Raw genomic sequence first — 20,168 nt, forward strand, 5'->3', positions numbered from 1 at the left:
AACCAGCACAAATCACAAAAGGCCTTCCGCACGGGTGCGGAAGGCCTTTTGCGTATATCCGCTCAAGCGGTCTGGGCTAGTTTCGGTTTGTAAACAAATCCGAAACTGCTCGGGCCCTAAACTGCGGGAGCCGGGTTGTAGGGAAATGAGGAATGGTGCAGGTCTATTTTTAGTTTTCCATCGACCAGTTTGTAGCCAAAAGTGTATTCCACCTTGGCCTCATTACCCGAAGTATCTGTGAAAAAATAGTTTCCCATGGCAATGGCACGCTTTTCTTCCAGAATCACGTAGCCCTCCTCAAATCTAACGCTTGTCCAAGGCGTCGTTGCAAAACCTTTGTCCTCCTCGCACTTACGGTCATCTCCGGCAATGAAATAGGACGTTGCTTTGTCTTTTGTGGGTCTGAATTGCTCAATGGCACATTTCGTTGGCTTAAAGAGCACCTGGCCCAAGTCAAATGCATACAGTTTATCCAGGAACTCACTGGTAAACTTTTCGCACTCAGCTCTATTGTCTTTCAAGGAACCTATTTTCACTACTCCATTGCCCCACTCTTTCTGGGCGTTTTCTACTTGTTCTTTCGTTATCATTTGTTTTGTTTTTAGGGTGTTGTTAATTGTGAAAATGGTTGGGTGACTTTTACTTTATCTGTCCCGATGCTTCGGTGCCCAATCATTATCGGGAATCTTGGAAATACGGCCGAAAGCAGGGGCCTGCGAACCAGAGCAGCCTTATGCAGCCGGTAGTGCAGGGGTTGGCTACAGGCCAGCGTTGAGAAAACTTCGGGTCGGTGGCGTTGCGCGCGGCTACCCACTGCCTGTTGTTTTCGAGAACTTTGCTGATACCAACCATGATATTGAGTAGTTTCAAAAAAGAGGCCTACCAGCGTGTGGTTATTGGAGCTAAATACCGACAAAAACCTGTCCTGACAAGTCGGCTATATATTCAGGTAAATGCAAATGGTGGGTTCCGGTGACGTGCAACCGCCTGCCGAAGGTAAGCTGGCAATAGCTTAGCACTCCCCCGCCTTCACACCCAACAGCTCATTGATGGATACCTACAGGTTGGAACAATACATATGAGGCATTCAGGAGCCTGAGCGCTGGCTTGGAGGACATTACACCCCCGCCCCTGACTCGTTTTTTGGCTTCCCAAAGATGATTATTATTCAGAAGCTTGCTAATTACAAACATAACGGGAATGGGTATGAGGAACGGTACGCGAGTTTTCAGTAAAAAGTCTGCTTTACGGGAAATATGTTAGCAGCGAGGCTCTTGGTGCACCACCAGTTCTACCCGAGGGATACCCCGCAGCGCTAACTCAATGCTGCAGGCCGGAGCTGCCCGACGAGCCGTTGAGTACACCAACCAGCAGCCCGCCCACGATGCCTGATACCACGCCGAACAATAGCGACGCGCCCGAAAACAGGGAGATGCCCAGGCACAAAGGCAAGACCACCAGGGATAGTACGTAGCCCCGCCAGAATATCCCGCCCAATGATGCCGAAAACGGAAGTCTTCTTGGCTTGCCGTCCGGTTGGCCTATTAGGGGGCACTATCGGTACTCCGGTGCGGGTAGGCGACGAAACAACCTGTGTCATAATCCTTGGGTTATCAAAAATCCTCAATCAGTGCTTGAAGAAAGTGTTGATACAAGCACAAGGTTACGAGGTTGCTATTAAGACCGAATTAAAGGCACGTTAAAATGGCATTGAAACCATAAATCACTAAATTACAGGCACCAATGGCCATTCCAGCCACACTTGCGTGCCTCGGCCCAGCCCGCTTTTCACGCGCACTTCGCCGCCATGCAGCGCCATAATCCGGGCGGTCAGGGGTAGGCCAATGCCGTGGCCCGGCACCGTACGGGCCGACGCGGCCCGAAAAAATGGCACGAACACCTGCTGCAAATCTGCGGCGGTCAGGCCGGGTCCTTCGTCGACCACCAGCAGGGTGAGGCGGGTAGCGTTCCGGGCCATCGTGGCCGTGACAATGCCATTGTTGCACGCCGAGAACTTGCAGGCGTTGTCGAGTACGTTCAGCATAGCCGACAGCAGCAGGGCCTCGTTGCCGCGCATGGTGAACGAGCCAAAGCCAGCGTCATCAAAATCGAGGTCGATGCGGCAAGTCGGATGACGACGCAGGAGCTGCTCGTGGGCTTGCAGCAGCAGCTCATCGAGGTGCACCGCCCCCATGGACACTTGCGAGGGGTCGTCGGAGGCACAGGCGATTTGCAGCAGGCCGTTGGTCAGGTCAGTGAGCTGGCGGGCCGAATCGAGGGTGCTTTGCAGCACGCGACGGTACTCGACCGGGGGCCGTTCGGCTTGTAGCAGCGCCACTTCCAGCTCGCCAATGAGGGCGGTGAGCGGCGTGCGAAGTTCGTGCGAGACGTCGCGCACAAAATTGCGCTGCCCGGCAAAGGCCAATTCGAGCCGGTCGAGCAGGCGGTTGAAGCGTTGCTCCAGGTGGCCAATCTCATCGGTGGAGCCATCGGCCTGAGTCAGGCGCTGGCTGAGGTCAGTAGCCGTGATACCATCGACTTCCTGCACCATGCGCCGCAGCGGACGCAAGGCCTTGCCCGCAAAAATCCAGCTACCCACGCCCATTACGACCAATGCAGCCAGCAGGCCCACAGCCAATAACTGCCGCAGTTCAGCCAGTTGCTGACGACTGTCTTCGTCTACCGACGAGGCCACCACCAATGGGCCCAGGTAGTAGTCATGGTAGAGCAGGCCCACGATTTCGTGGTAGTTGGTTTCGGGCTCCAGCACAGCGCGGCCGGAGCGACGTACCTCCGCCAGCCACACGTCGGGTACCGACTTGGCCGGCCCCTGCCCTTCCCTGAATACCAACCGGTTTCCAGCATCATACACCCGCCCCTCCTCCGACGGCAGGGTGCGATATAGCTGTTGTAAATACAGCCGGTATGACGCCTGATGCCCTGGGTCGGCATGGTGCTGGCCATCGGCGTAGGCATGCCCCACCACCAGCGTCCGCTTAAACAGGCTTTGGGTAGACAGCGTGCGCCGCGAATGCTGAGTAGCAAAATAAATAACCAGCGCAAACAGTAAGAGCGTCACGGCCAGAATGGACCCAAACTGAAGCGCAAGACGAAGACGAATGGACACGTTCACGAAGGATGGAAGAGAGAAGAACAAACTCCCTTCCTCAGCCAAGGAGGGGACATTTTAGCGCAGCTAAAATTGGGGTAGTTGGGTCGTTGAACGAAGCTGGAACGAGTCCCCAGTCCGGCAACGAGTCATTCAATGGGTTCCTCCCCGTTCTCACCGGTAGCTCGAACATCTTCTCCTCGGATAGCGGAGCTTGTTCTTTTTCACCCATTCTTCATGCTTCGCTTTTGATTACATAGCCCATACCCACCAATGTGTGGATCAACCTGGTATAAAACCCCTTATCTATCTTCTTTCGCAAGAAATTAATATACACATCAATCACATTCGAGCCAGTATCGAAGCTCAAATCCCAGACGTGCTCCAGCAAATCGGCGCGCGATACTACCCGGGCCCTGGTTGCGCAGCAGGTATTCGAGCAGAGAAAACTCCCGAGCGGTAAGCTGCACTACCTGCCCGGCCCGCTCCACGCGCTTGGCACCGGGGTCGAGCATGAGGTCGGCCAGGCGCAGGACGGCCTTGGGCGCGGGGGCTTCGGTGCGGCGGCGCACGAGGGCCCGCAACCGGGCTAGCAGCTCCTCAAAGGCAAAGGGTTTAACAAGATAATCATCGGCGCCGGCATCGAGGCCGCGGATTTTATCGTCGGTTTCGCCCAGGGCAGTAAGCATGAGGATGGGCACGGCAGGGTCGTGGGCGCGCACCTGGCGGCACACTTCGAGGCCGCTCAAGCCGGGCAGCATTTGGTCCAGAATCAGGCAGTCGTAGCGCGTCGACTGGGCCCGGCTGAGGCCCAACAGGCCATCAGCGGCGAGGTCAACGGTGTAGCCTTGCTCGGTAAGGCCTTGGTGAAGAAACGCCGCTACTGAGGGTTCATCTTCAACTAAAAGAATTTTCATGGCGCCGGAAGGTAGCGCCGGCGGCCCAAAAAACCACCGGCCTTCCCCAGCGACAAGCGCCACAGGGAAGGCCGACTCGTTGGTGGACGGGTAAACAAGATAACCCGCTTTACCGCTTCGCTGGCTCTACCAAAGACTGTAGGCCTGATTGTCAGCGAATGCCTGAGTAATTGGGGCACCTCTCACTATAGCGTTGGCACCGAGTGGCGCGGCTTGCAACCGCACACCCACGGCCAACAAAGCCGACAAAAGCAGCGCTAGGTAATAGCGAAAATACTGTTGAAAGTTCGTAAACATTAAGTAGATATTATTTCATTAATCATCAAAAAAATTCGACCAAGCCCCCTTTTTACTCTACTAAAGTATTGCTGAACTGGGCAATAGCGAAAGAGGTTTTAGTTCAAGGCCACCTTTCCCCAGCCAAAAGTGGAAAACCCCTCGCCCAATCAGATTGCCTCAGCCAGTCGCGGTCAATGCGGCATAGTGTCATACGAGAGAATGTTGAGCTTGGAAGAGGAAGTTCGGTCTCAAGCTCAGCAGAATAGCTTAGGAAGTGCTTTAGTGGCAACATTTCTTCATTGCGGTCACGTATAGAAAAGCTGTCTGTGAGGGAATCAGCGGTTGTTTTTGGGCCGTACAGTTCCTTCCTCACCCTTCCTTTTCCTACCAAATGAGCCAAGTTTCCCACGCATTACCGACTCGCCCTTCCGTGTCCCTGGCGCCTACCCAAGCCGTCACGCTACGCATCAACGGCCAGGACCACCTCCTGCAGATTGCCCCCTGGACCACCCTGCTCGACGCCCTGCGCGAGTACCTGGACCTGACCGGCACAAAAAAGGGCTGCGACCATGGCCAGTGCGGCGCCTGCACGGTGCTCATTAATGGCAAACGCATTAATTCCTGCCTCTCCTTAGCCGTAATGCAGCAAGGCGAGGAAATTACCACCATCGAAGGCCTTGGCACCGAGGAGCAACTGCACCCGTTGCAACAGGCTTTCATCGACCACGATGCGTTTCAGTGCGGCTATTGCACGCCGGGCCAGATTTGCTCAGCCGTGGGGCTCATCAGCGAGGGCCGCGCCCGGACCGAAGACGAGGTACGAGAGCTGATGAGCGGCAATTTGTGCCGCTGCGGAGCTTACACCAATATTCTGAACGCGGTGATGGAGGTTGTCAGAAATGAATTGAAAACGGGGAGCTGAAAATTGAAACGGGCCAACTACAGGTATTACTCCCTGACCCTATACCCTTGGCTTTCAGCTTTTAATTCATCTCTTTAATTACCTCACATGAACAGTTTCACCTACTTCCCTGCTGCGGCCGTGGACCTGGCCGTGCGCGAAAAAGTGGCTCATTCCAATGCGGCTTATATCGGCGGTGGCACCAATCTGGTTGACTTGATGAAGGAAAACGTGGCGCGACCCACACACCTTATCGGGCTCAAACACCTGCCCTTGGCCGCCATCGAAAACACCACTGATGGCGGCCTGCGCCTCGGTGCCCTTGCTACCAACGCCGACACGGCCTGGCACCCCGAGGTGGAGCGGCGCTACCCGCTACTCAGCCAAGCCATTTTGGCGGGTGCCTCGCCGCAGCTGCGCAACATGGCTACCGACGGCGGCAACCTCATGCAACGTACCCGCTGCTACTATTTCTACGACTTGGCCACGCCCTGCAACAAGCGCGAGCCTGGCACCGGCTGCTCGGCCATTGGCGGCTACAACCGTATTCACGCCATTCTAGGTGCCAGCGAGCAGTGCATTGCCACGCATCCTTCGGATATGTGCGTGGCCCTGGCCGCGCTGGCCACCACCGTACGCGTGAGCGGCCCCAACGGCGAGCGCACCATCCGGTTTGAAGACTTCCATCGCCTGCCCGGCGACCAGCCCGAGCGCGACAATACCCTGGCCGACGGCGAGTTGATAACCAGTCTCGATCTACCCCCAAAAGGCTTCGCGACGAATTACAGCTACCTCAAGCTGCGCGACCGTACCAGCTACGCCTTTGCGCTGGTATCGGTGGCGGCGGCGCTGGAACTCGATGGCAACACCATCACGGATGCACGACTGGCCCTGGGCGGCGTGGCCCATAAACCTTGGCGCGACACGGCCGCCGAAGCGCTACTCATCGGCCAGCCCGCTACGGCCGACACCTTCCGCCGGGCCGCTGCCAAAGTAGTAGCCGGCGCCCAGGGCCATGCTCACAATGCTTTCAAGATTGAGTTGGCCAAGCGCGCCATTGTCCGGGCCTTCAAGCAGGCCACTGAAATGACGCCCGCCACCGACTCCAACGCTTTCTTAAACTCCAACCCATGAGCCAGACCATTGCGACTTCGCCCAGCATTCATTTGGGCACCGATTACATCGGCAAGCCCACCAGCCGCGTCGATGGCCCGGCCAAGGTGACGGGGGCGGCCAAGTACGCCGCCGAATTCAACGTGCCCGGCCTGCTGTACGGCTACATCGTGAGCAGCCCGATTGCCAAGGGGAAAATCACCAAAATTCATGCGGAACCGGTGCTGACGCTGCCGGGCGTGGTGCGGGTTTTTTCGCACGAAAACGTGCCCTCACTGGCGTGGTTCGACCGTAGCTACAAGGACGACGTGGCGCCCGGCGGCTCGCCGTTCCGGCCGCTACACGAGCCCAAAATCCGGTTCAGCCAGCAACCGGTGGCCTTGGTAGTGGCCGATACCTTTGAGTTGGCCCGCTACGCGGCATCGGTGCTCGAAATCGAGTATGAAACCGAAGCGCATGACACTGACCTCGAAACTAAGCGCGATAACGGCTATGAGCCCGCCCGGGGCAAACTTGGCTGGGTGCCCCCGCCCCCGCCTCGCGGCAACTCCAACGACGCCTACCACAACGCGCCCCATCAGCACGAGGCCGAATACATTCACCTAGCCCAGCACAGCAACCCCATGGAGATGTTCGCCACCACGGTGGAGTGGCTGAACGACGGGCAGAAGATGAACATCTTCGACAAAACTCAGGGTGCGTATAACGTGCAGAGCTACATCACCAAAGTCTTCGGCCTGTCGAAGGAAGAAGCGCGGGTGATTTCGAAGTACACGGGTGGTGGTTTCGGCTCCGGCCTGCGACCGCAGCACCAAGTATTTCTGGCTGTGCTGGCCGCGCTGGACCTGCAACGCTCGGTGCGCGTGTCGCTCACCCGGCAGCAAATGTTCAGCCTCGGCCACCGGCCCCACACGCTGCAATATCTCAAGCTGGCCGCCGATGACAACGGCGCGCTGGCCGCCGTACAGCACGCGGCGCTGGCCGAAACCTCCCGCTTCGAAGACTTTACCGAAAATGTGGTGAACTGGTCGGGGATGCTGTATCAATGCGAGAACGTGAAGCTGGACTACCAGCTGGCCGAGATTGACGCCAACTCACCCATCGACATGCGAGCCCCCGGCGCCGCCACTGGCTCGTTCGCCCTCGAATCGGCCATGGATGAGCTGGCCTACAAAGTCGGCATCGACCCGCTCGAATTCCGCCTGCTGAACTACGCCGACCGCGACCAGAATCTGAAAAAGCCGTTTTCCAGCAAGAAGCTGCGCGAGTGCTACCACCAGGGCGCCGCAAAATTTGGCTGGGATAAGCGCACTCCCAAGCCCCGCTCCATGCGCGAGGGCAACTGGCTCATCGGCTACGGCATGGCCACCGGCGTGTGGGACGCCACCCAGCTAAACGCCAGCGCCAAAGCCTGCTTCGACGCCGATGGCCGCCTGACGGTGAGCAGCGCCAGCAACGACATCGGCACCGGCACCTATACCATCATGACCCAGATTGCGGCCCAAACTCTGGGCCTGCCGCTGGAAGCCGTCACTTTCGTACTCGGCGATACCAACCTGCCCGAAGCGCCCGTGCAAGGCGGCTCTATGACGGCCGCCACCGTGGGCACCGCCGTGCAGGCCGTGTGCCGGGCCATCGGCGAAAAGCTACTCAAACTAGCCCAGCAGATGGCTGACTCGCCTCTGAAAGGCGCCAATTTTGAGGACGTACAGTTCGTAAATGGTCAAATTCGGCGGAACGAAGACACGAAGCAATCGGTCGTTATTCGCGATATTCTGCCTGCTGCCGGCGAAGCCCAGGTCGAAGCCGAGACTTCTACCCTGCCCGACCTACTGAAGCAGAGCCATTATTCGCTGCACTCGCACAACGCGGTGTTTGCGGAAGTAAAAGTGGACGAAGACCTCGGCACCGTGCACGTCACCCGCGTGGTGAATGCCGTGGCCGCCGGCCGCATCCTCAATCCCAAAACGGCTCGCAGCCAAGTGCTGGGTTCCGTGGTGTGGGGCATCAGCATGGCTTTGATGGAGGAATCGATGATGGACCACGGTTTCGGCCGCTATATGAACCACAACCTGGCCGAATACCACATCCCGGTTAACGCCGACATCCACAACATCGAAGTGATTCTGGTCGAGGAGGAAGACGACATTGTGAACCCACTGGGTGTGAAAGGAATCGGGGAAATCGGCCTGCTAGGCGTAGCCGCCGCCATTGCCAATGCTGTATTCCACGCCACCGGCAAACGTGTGCGCAACCTGCCGGTGAGCATTGACAAACTGGTGTAAAAATTATGAGTTAAGAACTGTTTTAGCAGCCTGTGCTGGACCAGCCATAACTCATAATTTATCATTGCCTTCTACTATGACCGAACTCCAACGCCTGCTCCTCGCCTACGACCAGCACCGAGCACAGGGCCAGTCCTGCGCCTTAGCTACGGTGGTGGAGGTGCTGGGCTCGGCCTACCGGCGCCCCGGTGCCCGCATGCTCGTCACCGACGACGGGCAGTTGACCGGTGCCATCAGCGGCGGTTGTTTGGAAGGCGATGCCCGCCAGCGCGCCCGTCAGGCCATTTTTCGGGGCCAGCCGGCGCTCGTCACCTACGACACCCGCGACGAGGACGACCCGCGTCACGGCCTTGGGCCCGGTTGCCAGGGGGTGGTGCGCATCTTGCTGGAGCCGCTGGATTTTGCAGCGCCCGACAACCCCCTGGAATTGCTGCGAAGCTTCGCTCAGCACCCGGAGCCCGCCGTGCTGGCCACCGTGTTCGAAATTGATACTGCCGCGGGTCTGCGCGCCGGAGTGGGCCAGCGCTTGCTGCTGACGGCAGCCGGGGTTACGGGCGGCGCCTCGACTGCGCGGGCACTAGTGGGCGCTTCTGCCCTGGCCGAAGCCGCACGCGCCACGTTGGCAGAAGGCGTTTCGCGCGTGCTAGATATTGAAACCGAAGTGGGCTCGGTGCGGGCGTTACTTGAGTTGCTCAAGCCGCCCCTGCGGGTGGTGGTGTACGGGGCCGGCAACGACGCCCAACCGCTGGTGCGGCTCGGGGCCTCGCTGGGCTGGCACATTACTGTAGTCGATGGCCGGCCCCACCTCGCCACGGCCGCCCGCTTCCCCGAGGCGGCCGAAGTGCGGGTGGTGCCGCTGGCGGCCATCGCGCAAGAAACGCCGGGCGATGCCTACGCCGTTCTGCTCAGTCACAATTATGCTTATGACCTAGCGGCCCTGGCCCTGCACCTTGCCGGGCCGGCTCCCTACATTGGCTTGCTGGGCCCGTACGCAAAAGCCACGCGCCTGCTCAGGGAGCTGTGCCTGTCGGACGCGGAAATTACCACTTTGCGCCGAACCCGCCTCCACAGCCCCATCGGCCTTGATTTGGGCAGCGAAACACCCGAGGAAATTGCCTTGGCCATTGTGGCTGAGATTCAAAGCAAGCGTCACCAGCGCGACGGACGGCCTTTGCGTGAGCGGGCGGCGGAAGTGCACGCCCCGGCCCCGCGCCTCCAAGAAACGTTCTGAATCAATCGGCTTTAATTTGACCCAGACGCTAACCGGGCTACCCATCAGAAGATGAGCAGCCCGGTTGAGGGTGCCGCTTTGGAGGCACTACGTTAATCGGCGCGACGACGAATATGACCGTGGGTTCGGGCGCCGTTGTTGCCGTTGTAATTTTCTTGGCGCCGATAGGTGCTGCCGCCGTTGGCCCGGTTGCCGTGGTGCGGCGAACGGTAGTACGGCTGGGACACCACCACTATCGGACGGGGCCGGTGGAAGTAGGGCCGCACCGGTCCGTAATAAGGCGAATAGAACGGGTCGACGGGCGGGTAATAACCGTAGCCGGTTCCAACCCCTACGCCTACCGAAGCACCGACACAACCGCTCAGCAAGAGCGCGCAAAATCCGATAGCGAACAACAAAGATTTTGTCTTCATGGCCGTGATGCGCCGAAGCGCATGATTAAGCAGTGGATGATGGCATTGCAACAAACCACAGACCAAAATCATTGCCACTTCCGGGCAAACGGCCTCTCTATTCCACCACTATTCGCTGCGCCAAGCTGGCTTGCCCGGCCTGGTCGAGCAGCAGAACATAGCTGCCACCGGGCAAGCCACGTAGGTCGAGTTGACCAGAGGCAGGCACTGGTAAGTGGCGTAAGAAGCGGCCGGTCAGGTCGATTAGCCGCAGCGTGGCACTAGGCTTTAAACCTGAAGGATACTGCAGAGTGAGCAGCCCTGCACTCGGAATTGGGAAAGCCGAAAAGCCAGCGGCAGCCGCTCTGGCGGTTGCGGAAGCAAGCAGTTTGCCAGTGGTGAAATTGTAGCCGATAGTGGGCACGCCGGTTGCCTGAAAGGCCAAAAACGGCCCCATGTAGCCGGGGTCGGTACCGCGACAAATGGGCGACTGCGGCTGCATGTACTGTTCCACATTGCCGAGTTGCTCGTAAATGCGGCCAGGCCAGTATCCGGCAATGGTCGTGCCCGGCGCGACCGTTAGGTGCGCCCGAAACCAGCGCAGGGAGCGTCCGGCCACCACTTGGCGACCGACGCTGTCGACGTTGACCCGAACCAGGCCCGAGGGGCAGGGCCCCTGCGGAGTAACGGGTGCGGTCAACCAACTGCTGCCGGGAAGTGCAGCGAAGTCATACAGCTTATAAAACTGTCCGTTCGCTTGCACTTCCACCCGGTCGGCCACGACGCGAGTAATCACGTTCGAGAGTTTGTAAGTGGGGCCCGGCGCTGAAACGGTGGGGAAAACCACCCAAAACGAGGTCTTCAGCTCACGGGTGAGTACTTGAGCGGGCTGCCCCGCCACCAGCGTGTCGCGCTGGTATCGGACCGTTACCGTTCCAAACTCGCTAAAAAGTCCGTAGTTGTATGTCCACGTGGCGCCGGGCGGACACCAGATAGCGGGATTGGCCGACTGAGCCTCCGCCCCAATAGCCAAAAGCAAGATGACAAGCAATTGCTGTAGAAAGTGTTTCATAGTCTCTGGGATGAATTAATTATAAGCAATTTAAATTGAATATTATATACTTACCACTTTTACAGAAAAAAGCCCATCGACGAGCTAACCGATGGGCGTTATGATGCCTGTATTTTTCAAGCTATTACGGTGGATTTAAGCCTCGGCTGGCATCTCCGTTTCGCCGTTTAGCACGCGGGCTTTGCCGGGCAGGGTCTTGTGGCGCTCTTTGCCCAGCGCGGCGGCTGGCTCGGGCACCCAGTGGTGGCGGCCGCCGGCCTTTTCATCGTTGAATTCAACGGGGACATCGCCGGCTTCGGTGCGCCCCTTCCAGGTGAGGTGCTGGGTACCGGCATCGGTGCGCTCCATGGTGATGCACTGCTCTACGGGGCAAACCAGCGAGCAGAGGTTGCAGCCCACGCAGTTTTCCTCGATGATTTCGGGCACGCGGGTACCGGCGTTCAACCTGATGGCCTGGTGGGCGCCGTCTTCGCAGGCCGTGTAGCAGAGCTGGCAGCCGATGCACTTTTCGGCATGGATGTTGGCCGTGACCTTGTATTTCATGTTCAGGTCTTCCCAGGGTAGCACGTTGGGCAGGGCTTTCCCCACCAGCTGGTCGATGGTTTCGAAGCCTTTCTCCACCATGTACTGCTCCAGGCCCGACGTCATTTCGCGGATGATGCCGAAGCCGAAGTGCATGGCCGCCGTGCACACCTGCACGCTGCCCGCGCCCAGCAGCATGTGCTCCACAGCGTCGCGCCAGTTTTCGATGCCGCCAATGCCCGAGATGGGCAGCCGGATATCCGGGTGCTGGGCGCAGTTTTTCACCATGTTCAGGGCGATGGGCTTCACGGCTGGGCCGCAGTAGCCGCCGTTGGTGCCTTTGCCGTCCACAACCGGGTACGGCGCGAAATTGTCGATGTCGACCCCGACGATGCTCTGAATGGTGTTGATGAGCGAGATGGCATCGGCGCCGCCGCGCCGCGCCGCCAGGGCCGGCTCGGTGATGTCGGAAATATTGGGCGTCAGCTTCACGATGACGGGCTTTTGGGCCACTTCCATCACCCATTCCACTATCGTTTGCAGCACCTTGGGCTCCTGCCCCACCGCCGAGCCCATGCCGCGCTCGCACATGCCATGCGGGCAGCCGAAATTCAGCTCGAAGCCATCGGCGCCGGCATCTTGGCTTTGGCGCACAATGTCGTGCCACTCCTGCCGGCTCTGCACCATGAGCGAGGCGATGACGGCGTGATTGGGGAAGCGCTTTTTCACTTCCTCAATCTCACGCAGGTTATCGGCCAGCGGGCGGTCCGAAATCAGCTCGATGTTGTTGAAGCCGACGAGGCGCTTGTCGCGGTAATTCACGCCGCCGTAGCGGCTCGACACGTTCACGACGGGCACGCCCATCGTCTTCCACACCGCGCCGCCCCAGCCAGCATCGAAAGCCTTCATGACTTGGTAGCCAGAATTGGTAGGCGGCGCCGAAGCCAGCCAGAAAGGATTCGGCGATTTGATGCCGGCGAAGTTGATGGATAAGTCAGGCATGGATTTAAGTTTCTATCAGAACGTCATGCTGAGCGGAGCCGAAGCATCTCGCTCGCGTCGTTGAACGATTGGATTACTACCACACGCGAGATGCCTCGGCTGCGCTCGGCATGACGTGCTTTTATTAAAAAGCCTGGGCTACTTGCTCAGGTAAGCGTGAATGCCGCGCGCTGTCAGCTTGGCTTCGGCGGCGGCGTTTACCACTTCGGCGCCGCCGTTCCAGGCGTCGCCGGAGGCGAAGTATTTAGGATTGGTGGTCTGGCCGGTGTGTGCGTTGGCGATAATGCGGCCTTTGCCATCCAGTTTCAAGCCGGGAATTAGGCTTAGGAAATTGGTTTGCTTGGCTTGTCCGGTGGCTTTAATCACCATGTCGCAGGGCTCCACGAATTCTGAGCCGGCTATTTCCGACACTTTCCCGTCCTTCGTTTCGGTGCGAATAAACTTCACACCACTCACGTAGCCGTTGCCCACAATTTCCACGGGCGCCACGTTGAAAAGGCCCTTCACTCCTACTCCTTTGGCAAGGTCGTATTCAAAGCCATAAGCGCCCATTTCGTCTTTGGCGCGGCGGTAGGCCAGAATAACTTGTTCCGCTCCCAAGCGGGAAGATTCGGAGGCGGCGTCCATGGCCGTGTTGCCGCCACCGAGAACAATGACCTTGCGGCCCACCGCCACCTCGTGGTGATGCTGACGCAATTCGGCAATGAATTCCACCGCGCCGGTGCAATTAATCTTGTCTTCGCCTGGCAGACCTAATTCACTGGTTTTACCTAGCCCGATGCCGAGGAAAATAGCGTCGTATTCATTTTCCAATTTACTTAATTCTTCTCGGGAATTAATAGGCGAATTAAAGTGCACGCGGTACCCAAATTGGGCCTGTAAATAGGCCATCTCGGCCAGGATTTCTTCGTTGGTGATTTTGTAGGGCGCGACGCCATACACCGTTAGTCCCGAAGGCTGCGCTTTCGCTTCGAATACGTCAACTTCATACCCCAGCGCGCGCAGCTCGCAGGCTGCCGAAATACCGGCCGGGCCCGCGCCAATTACCGCCACGCTTTTACCAGTTGCCGCGCCCGGCCCGAACAGTTGCTTGCCGCTTTTGATTACCTGGGTAGTGGCGTAACTCTGCAATCGGCCAATTTCAATCGGCTTGACATCCTGCAAGTTGTATACGCAAGCTCCTTCACACAATACCTCCGTCGGGCACACCTTACCGCAGGCATTGCCGAAATAATTGGCCTCGTAAATAGTGCGCGCCGCGCCCGTTTCGTTGCCCGAATTAATCTGCCGAATAAACTGCGGAATGTCAATACCCGAGGGGCAGGCTTTGATGCACGGCGCATCGAAACAGAACAGGCAACGCGAGCTTTCGTACAGCGCCTCCGTCCGGTTCATGTGTGGCTTGAGCTGCGCGAAATTCAGCTGGAATTCCTGCTCAGTAGTGGGGATGGAATATTCGGCCATGATAAATGACGCGCGGCAAAAGCGGCACGTTTTGATGTGACGCGCAGCCTTTGCTGCGCGTTGGTGGGCTGCGCTTCTTATGCACAGGATTGCCCGGATGCGAGGCGAAGCAAAGGCTTCGCCCTACAGCTCTACCAGTTTCTCGTAGGTTTCGGGGCGGCGGTCGCGGAAGAACTGCCAGGTCGAGCGCACCTCGTCAATCATGTCGAGGTCGAACTCTGAGATGAGCAATTCGTCATTATCCTCGCTGGCTTGGGCGAAGATTTGACCGCGCGGGTCTACGAAATAGCTGGTGCCGTAGAACTTGCCGAGGTTCCAAGGCTTCTCTTCGCCCACGCGGTTGATGCAGCCCATAAAATAGCCGTTGGCCGCCGCGTGCGCGGGTTGCTCCAGTTTCCAGAGGTACTGCGAGAGGCCAGCTACCGTGGCCGACGGGTTGTAGACGATTTCGGCGCCGTTGAGGCCCAGTACGCGGGCGCCGTCGGGGAAGTGGCGGTCGTAGCAGATGTAGACGCCTATTTTGGCGTATTTGGTTTGGAACACTGGGTAGCCCAGGTTGCCGGGCTTGAAAAAGAACTTCTCCCAGAAGCCGGAGGTGTGCGGAATGTGGTTTTTGCGGTACTTGCCGAGGTAGGTGCCGTCGGCGTCAATCACGGCGGCCGTGTTGTAGAGGAAGCCCGCGGACTCGCGCTCGTACACGGGCACAATCATCACCATGTTGTATTTCTTGGCGTATTCGGCCATGCGGTCGGTCGTGGGGCCGGGCACCGATTCGGCCGAGGCATACCAGTCTTTGTCTTGGCCGGGACAGAAATACGGGGTGTTGAAGATTTCCTGCAAACAAAGAATCTGCACGCCTTGGCGGCCGGCTTCCTCAATCAACGGAATGTGCTTCTGCACCATGGCTTCCTTGATTTCTTCGATGGTGCCTTCGCCTTCGGTCATCGGCAAGCTCATTTGGATGAGGCCGGATTTAATAATTCTGGGCATCTATGGGAATGGTTGAGTTTTGAGGGTTGAATGTTGAGTTGAAATGTCATTCCGAGCGCAGCCGAGGAATCTCGCGTGCTTCCACTAATTATTGACGTTGCAACGATTGAATTACTACCACACGCGAGATTCCTCGGCTGCGCTCGGAATGACGTTCTGAAGTGAATGGCGGGCTGCTTTTTTGTTCTAGAAGTTCGTTTTGCCACGCTTGATGAATTGCCCGTAGCCTTTGGCAACTTTGGCCTCTCCGGCTGCTACGGCCACTTTTCCACGCAGCAGCACGGTATCAATCTTGCCGGTCAGTTCCCAGCCTTCGTAAGCGGAGTAGTCGCAATTCATGTGGTGCGTCGCGGCCGAAATCGTGTGTTTTTTGTTTGGGTCAAACACCACTAAATCAGCATCGGCGCCAATGCTGATGGTGCCTTTGCGCGGGAACATGCCGAAGATTTTTGCGGCGTTGGTGGACGTTACTTCTACGAACTTATTCAAGGTTATTTTCCCCTTGTTAACACCTTCGGAAAATAGCAGTTCCATGCGGTGCTCGATGGCCGGGTGGCCGTTCGGAATTTTCGAAAAGTCGTCCTTGCCCATGAGCTTTTGCGCCCACATAAACGGGCAATGGTCGGTGCCCACCACGTTCACCAAGCCTTGGTTCAGGCCGGCCCAAAGGGTGGCTTGGTCCTTCTTCTCCCGCAACGGCGGCGACATCACGACCTTGGCGCCGTTGGCTTCGTCTTCGTACAGCGAGGCATCGAGCAGCAGGTATTGAATGCAAGTCTCGACCAGCACCCGCTGGTTGCGCTCGGTGGCGCGGCGCACCTGGTTGAGGGCGCCCTCGCAGGTGAGGTGCACGATGTAGGCATTCACGCCGGTGTAGTTGGCGATGTCAGCAAAGCGACCGGACGCTTCTGCCTCAGTTACTTCGGGCTGTGAGAGGTAGTGATAGAGCGGCGTGAGTTTGCCCTGGGCCCGGTGCTGGGCAATGAGCGTGTCAATCATGTCGCCGTTGGTGGCATGGGCCGTCACGAGGCCGCCGTGCTGCTTCACTTCCTGCATGAGGCCCACCATTTGGGCGTCGTCAATCATGAGTGCGCCCTTGTAGGCCATGAAGGTTTTGAAGGACGTAATGCCTTCGGCAATCATGTCTTTGATTTCCTCCTTGGTGCTGGGGTTGAAGTCCGTCACGGCCATGTGGAAACTGTAGTCGCCTACGGCGTTGCCGGTGGCGCGGCCGCTCCATTCTTCAAAGGCAGCGCGCAAGGAATTACCTTGCTTTTGCAGGATGAAATCGATGACGGTGGTGGTGCCGCCGTGCAGCGCGGCGCGGGTGCCGGTTTCGTACGTGTCGGAGCTGAAGGTGCCCATGAACGGCATTTCCAGGTGCACATGCGGATCGATGCCGCCGGGCACAATGGTTTTGCCGGTGCAATCCAGGACTTCGGTGTCAGCGGGACCGGTCAGGTTGCGGCCGATAGCGGCGATGGTTTCGCCATCAATCAGAATATCGCAAACCGCGTCGGAATCGGCGGTGACGACGCGGGCGTTTTTTAGGAGGAGGGGCATGTTCTGGCGAGAAACCTCACCCCCGGCCCCTCTCTCCAGGAAAGGGGAGCCACGGTGGCGTGGGAGTGCGGTTTTAATTGACTATGAGCGTAAAAGTCGTTAGCCCCCTCTCTCTTTTGGAGAGGGGCCGGGGGTGAGGTTCCGGGCGTGAGGCTAATGTACGTGAGCGTCCGCAATGCGGAGGGCTTCGGAAATGATGGCCAAGCCTTCTTCAATTTCTTCCTTGGTAATGGTAAGCGGCGGGCAGATGAAAATGTAGCTCCAGCGCACAAAGGTGTACATGCCCAGCTCACGAATTTTGGCGGCGACCTGGTTCATCACGGCCATTTGGTCGTTGGTGGCGTTCCAAGGGGCCATGGGTTCTTTGGTGTTGCGGTTCTTCACCAGCTCCAGGCAGCCGAAAAGGCCGGTGTTGCGCCAGTCGCCGATGCTGGGGTGCTCGCCCATCAGGTCGCAGATGCGGGCGTCCATGTACTTGCCCATTTCCACGGTGTTTTCGAGCAGGTTATCCGACTCGTAGATGTCGAGCACGGCCACGGCGGCGGCGCAGGACACGGGATGCGCCGAATAAGTCAGCCCCAACGGCAGCGGTTTGTCGTCGAAAGACTTGGCGATTTTCTCATCCACCATCACGGCGCCCAGCGGCAGGTAGCCGGCGGTGATGCCCTTAGCCATACACATGACGTCAACCTTCACGCCGTGGTGGTCGGAGCCGAACCACTTGCCGGTGCGGCCAAAACCGCTCATCACCTCATCGGCCACCAGCAGAATGCCGTGCTTGTCGCAGATTTCGCGGATGAGCGTCCAGTAGCCGGGCGGGTACTTGATGCAGCCCGACGTACCCGATTCCCCTTCCAGAATGATGGCCGCCACGCTGCCGGGGTTCTCGTAGCCGATGATGCGCTCCATGGCATCGGCGGCGCGCTGGGCGCACTGCTCGGGCGTTTCGGAGTACCACGGGCAGCGGTAGAAGTAGGGATTTTCGACGTGCACGACGTTGGGCATGGCTTGGCTATCCACGGCAAACCGACGCGGGTCGCCGCCTGCGCTCATGGCGCCGTAGCTGGCCCCGTGAAACGATTGGTACAGCGTCACAATCTTGTGCCGGCCGGTGTAAATCCGGGCCAGCTTGATGGCGTTTTCAATGGCCTCGGCCCCGCCCAATGTGAAGAAGGCTTTGGTGAGATTGGGCGCCGTGATTTCCGCCAGCTTGCGGCCGAGGTCGCCGCGGGCCTTGGTAATCATGCCGGGGTACACGTAGCTCAGCTCGCGCATTTGGGCGGCCACGGCTTCGGTCACGCGCTGGTCGCCGTGGCCGATGTTCACGTTCATCAACTGCGAGGAGAAGTCGATGTAGCGCTTGCCGTCGCGGTCCCACAGGTACACACCCTCGGCCCGCTCGGCGTTGATGGGGTTCAGGCCCGTTTGCTTCGACCACGAAAACAGGGTGTAATCGAGGTTGTCGTGCAGGATTTGGTCTTTGTCGAGGTCGAAGGTGGTTTCCATGGTGGTGATACTATTAGAACGTCATGCTGAGCGCAGCCGAGGCATCTCGCTCCCGTCGCCGGCCGATTGAGTTAGTGACAGTACGCGAGATGCCTCGGCTGCGCTCGGCATGACGGGCTTTTATAACCGTTTAACTCATCCAGTTTACTCGCGACTCAGGGTTCCATTTCGTCGTGGTTTTCTTGAGCTGCGTCCAGAATTCAATGGAGCTTTTGCCCGTGATGTCGCAAGCGCCGAATTTAGACTCATTCCAGCCACCGAAGGAGAAGGGCTCGCGGGGCACGGGCACGCCGATGTTCACGCCAATCATGCCGGCGTTGGCGTGGTCCATGACGTAGCGGGCGTTGCTGCCGCTGCTGGTGAACACGGCGGCGGCGTTGCCGTAGTTACTGGCGTTTTCGATGGCTAGGGCCTCGTCCAGGGTACTGGTGCGCAGGATGGCGAGCACCGGGCCGAATACCTCTTCCTGGGCGATGCGCATGTCGGGCGTCACGTAGTCGATGACGGTGGCGCCCACGTAATAGCCGTCTTCGTGTCCGGGCACCACGGCGTTGCGGCCGTCGAGTAGGACTTTGGCGCCGGCGGCTTCGGCCTCGGTGATGTGCTGTTCGATGCGCGCCTTGGCTTCCTTGCTGATGACGGAGCCGAGGTTCTGGCCGGCCACGATTTTGCGGGCTTCTTCCACGATTTTGGCCACGATGTCGTCCACGGGCCCCACGCCGACCATGGTGGAGCCGGCCATGCAGCGCTGGCCCGCGCAGCCTGACATGCTGGCGGCTACGTTCGAGGCCGTCATGTCGGGGTGGGCGTCGGGCAGCACCATCAGGTGGTTTTTGGCGCCGCCGAGGGCCACGCAGCGCTTGAGGTTGCTGGTGGCGCGGATGTACACGACTTTGGCGATTTTGGTCGAACCCACGAAAGACACGGCTTGGATGTGGGGATGGTCGCAAATGGCTTCCACGATTTCTCGGTCGCCGTTCACGATGTTGAGCACGCCGTCGGGCAGGCCGGCTTCCTTTAGCAGCTCGGCGATTTTGACGGCGCTCAGCGGCACTTGCTCCGAGGGCTTCAGAATCATGGTGTTGCCGAGCACGAGGGCATTCGGGATGGTCCAGTGCGGCACCATGTTGGGGAAGTTGAACGGGGCGATGCTGGCCACCACGCCCAGCGGCTTGCGCTCGGCGCGAGCCTCGACGCCCTTGCTCACTTCCAGGAATTCGCCCTGAATGAGTTGCGGCATGGAGCAGGCAAACTCGGTCAGCTCGATGGCTTTCTCGACTTCGGCGCGGGCCTCGTCCAGGGTCTTGCCGTTCTCTTCGCGCACCAAGTCGGCCAAGGCTTTTATGTCGCGCTCCAGGAAGGTTTTGTAGCGGTAGAAAATCTGTACCCGCTCCTTGATGGGCGTGGCAGCCCAGGCTGGGAAAGCCGCTTTAGCCGCTTGCACGGCGGCATCGAGAGCGGCGGCGTTGCTCAAAGGCACCGTGGAAATCAGTGCTCCATTTAGCGGGCTGAATACGTCCAGGGTAGCGGTGCTGGAGTCATCGGCAGGTCGGCCAGCTACGTAGTTGCGAATGGGCGGATACTTCAATGTTTGGACTTCCATATTACCGTAATATTAAGCGGAGCGCAAGCTAAGCGTTTTGCGGCGGCTGATACGACTGAGTGGTCGGTAAATTTATTGTTTTTTGAGGAGCAAGCCCGAAAAAGCAACAAGCCGCTGGCAATTGCGAAACGCAACGACCAACGGCCTGCAAACACCGAGCACCAAAACTACTTGAAGGACTGCGCTTAATCAGCCACAAAGAGCCGCCGTCTTCTTCCA

The 20,168-nt window shown here is 58.6% G+C and carries 15 protein-coding genes and 1 pseudogene; 4 read left to right on the forward strand and 12 right to left on the reverse strand.

Translation table 11 applies throughout. The features are described from left to right. Nucleotides 1-116 precede the first annotated feature (116 nt). The 4 genes and pseudogenes from WX88_RS03675 to WX88_RS03685 form a co-directional block, all read right to left on the reverse strand. Nucleotides 117-590: a hypothetical protein gene (locus WX88_RS03675; RefSeq protein ID WP_052732294.1), complete on the reverse strand. Its 474-nt coding sequence runs from the start codon at nucleotides 588-590 to the stop codon at nucleotides 117-119. A gap of 730 nt (nucleotides 591-1,320) precedes the next feature. Next, nucleotides 1,321-1,458, reverse strand: a complete 138-nt coding sequence (locus WX88_RS30710) for a hypothetical protein (protein ID WP_197076654.1) — start codon at nucleotides 1,456-1,458, stop codon at nucleotides 1,321-1,323. Between the two features lie 268 nt (nucleotides 1,459-1,726). Beyond that, the gene (locus tag WX88_RS03680) at nucleotides 1,727-3,127 is read right to left on the reverse strand and encodes a HAMP domain-containing sensor histidine kinase (protein ID WP_046243137.1); all 1,401 of its coding nucleotides are present in this window, start codon (nucleotides 3,125-3,127) and stop codon (nucleotides 1,727-1,729) included. A gap of 217 nt (nucleotides 3,128-3,344) precedes the next feature. Continuing rightward, nucleotides 3,345-4,026, reverse strand: a pseudogene (locus WX88_RS03685) (response regulator transcription factor). Between the two features lie 670 nt (nucleotides 4,027-4,696). Here WX88_RS03685 and WX88_RS03690 point away from each other — a divergent pair. The 4 genes from WX88_RS03690 (at nucleotide 4,697) to WX88_RS03705 (ending at nucleotide 9,835) form a co-directional block, all read left to right on the forward strand. Then, the gene (locus tag WX88_RS03690) at nucleotides 4,697-5,227 is read left to right on the forward strand and encodes a (2Fe-2S)-binding protein (protein WP_046242855.1); all 531 of its coding nucleotides are present in this window, start codon (nucleotides 4,697-4,699) and stop codon (nucleotides 5,225-5,227) included. 87 nt (nucleotides 5,228-5,314) lie between these two features. After that, nucleotides 5,315-6,340, forward strand: a complete 1,026-nt coding sequence (locus tag WX88_RS03695) for an FAD binding domain-containing protein (RefSeq protein ID WP_046242856.1) — start codon at nucleotides 5,315-5,317, stop codon at nucleotides 6,338-6,340. After that, the gene (locus WX88_RS03700; RefSeq protein WP_046242857.1) at nucleotides 6,337-8,604 is read left to right on the forward strand and encodes a xanthine dehydrogenase family protein molybdopterin-binding subunit; all 2,268 of its coding nucleotides are present in this window, start codon (nucleotides 6,337-6,339) and stop codon (nucleotides 8,602-8,604) included. Before WX88_RS03695 ends, WX88_RS03700 begins: the two co-directional genes overlap by 4 nt. Before the next feature lie 76 nt (nucleotides 8,605-8,680). Beyond that, on the forward strand, nucleotides 8,681-9,835 hold the full coding sequence (locus WX88_RS03705) for an XdhC family protein (RefSeq protein WP_046242858.1): 1,155 nt from the start codon (nucleotides 8,681-8,683) through the stop codon (nucleotides 9,833-9,835). A gap of 92 nt (nucleotides 9,836-9,927) precedes the next feature. Here WX88_RS03705 and WX88_RS03710 read toward each other — a convergent pair whose 3' ends face one another. From WX88_RS03710 to WX88_RS03745, 8 genes are all read right to left on the reverse strand, one after another. Further along, entirely contained in the window at nucleotides 9,928-10,248 is a 321-nt protein-coding gene (locus tag WX88_RS03710) for a hypothetical protein (RefSeq protein WP_156175927.1), read from the reverse strand. A 97-nt stretch (nucleotides 10,249-10,345) separates the two neighbouring features. Next, on the reverse strand, nucleotides 10,346-11,299 hold the full coding sequence (locus WX88_RS03715) for a T9SS type A sorting domain-containing protein (protein ID WP_046242860.1): 954 nt from the start codon (nucleotides 11,297-11,299) through the stop codon (nucleotides 10,346-10,348). 135 nt (nucleotides 11,300-11,434) lie between these two features. Next, nucleotides 11,435-12,823, reverse strand: a complete 1,389-nt coding sequence (gene preA / locus WX88_RS03720; protein ID WP_072052928.1) for an NAD-dependent dihydropyrimidine dehydrogenase subunit PreA — start codon at nucleotides 12,821-12,823, stop codon at nucleotides 11,435-11,437. Between the two features lie 138 nt (nucleotides 12,824-12,961). Next, nucleotides 12,962-14,287, reverse strand: a complete 1,326-nt coding sequence (locus WX88_RS03725) for an FAD-dependent oxidoreductase (protein ID WP_046242861.1) — start codon at nucleotides 14,285-14,287, stop codon at nucleotides 12,962-12,964. 123 nt (nucleotides 14,288-14,410) lie between these two features. Beyond that, nucleotides 14,411-15,277, reverse strand: coding sequence for a nitrilase-related carbon-nitrogen hydrolase (locus WX88_RS03730; RefSeq protein ID WP_231590620.1), 867 nt, complete (start codon nucleotides 15,275-15,277; stop codon nucleotides 14,411-14,413). A gap of 186 nt (nucleotides 15,278-15,463) precedes the next feature. Further along, nucleotides 15,464-16,840, reverse strand: a complete 1,377-nt coding sequence (gene hydA, locus WX88_RS03735) for a dihydropyrimidinase (RefSeq protein ID WP_046242862.1) — start codon at nucleotides 16,838-16,840, stop codon at nucleotides 15,464-15,466. 153 nt (nucleotides 16,841-16,993) lie between these two features. After that, entirely contained in the window at nucleotides 16,994-18,346 is a 1,353-nt protein-coding gene (locus tag WX88_RS03740) for an aminotransferase class III-fold pyridoxal phosphate-dependent enzyme (RefSeq protein WP_046242863.1), read from the reverse strand. 130 nt (nucleotides 18,347-18,476) lie between these two features. Next, nucleotides 18,477-19,949, reverse strand: coding sequence for a CoA-acylating methylmalonate-semialdehyde dehydrogenase (locus tag WX88_RS03745; protein ID WP_231590621.1), 1,473 nt, complete (start codon nucleotides 19,947-19,949; stop codon nucleotides 18,477-18,479). Nucleotides 19,950-20,168: the final 219 nt, after the last annotated feature.

Source organism: Hymenobacter terrenus (assembly GCF_000972495.1).
Taxonomy (GTDB): Bacteria; Bacteroidota; Bacteroidia; order Cytophagales; family Hymenobacteraceae; genus Hymenobacter; species Hymenobacter terrenus.